This is a genomic window from Pseudomonas sp. H26/SER47-MNA-CIBAN-0231 (assembly GCF_040310465.1).
GTDB classification, from domain to species: domain Bacteria; phylum Pseudomonadota; class Gammaproteobacteria; order Pseudomonadales; family Pseudomonadaceae; genus Aquipseudomonas; species Aquipseudomonas atacamensis.
In genome coordinates, this window is sequence record NZ_JBEOPW010000074.1 from 1 (window position 1) to 273 (window position 273).

A 273-nucleotide genomic window follows, 5' to 3' on the forward strand; every position below is an offset into this window, starting at 1 on the left:
GCGTTCGAGCCAGTACTAATCGAAGGTAAAGCCATCCAGCTGCATCCACTCGTTTGTACCGCATTCAACGCCGATTTCGATGGTGACCAAATGGCAGTTCACGTGCCATTGACGCTAGAAGCTCAGCTTGAGTCACGTGCTTTGATGATGTCGACCAACAATATCTTGTCGCCTGCGAACGGTGATCCAATCATCGTACCGTCACAGGATGTGGTACTTGGTTTGTATTATATTAGCCGTTCATCAGTAAATGCCAAAGGCGAAGGCATGATT

Annotated in this window: 1 protein-coding gene; it reads left to right on the plus strand. The window is 48.0% G+C overall.

Features of this window, described 5'->3' with window-relative positions; genetic code table 11:
* The coding region (locus AAEZ10_RS27320) for a hypothetical protein (RefSeq protein WP_350571805.1) at nucleotides 1-273 on the plus strand (273 nt) is incomplete at both ends.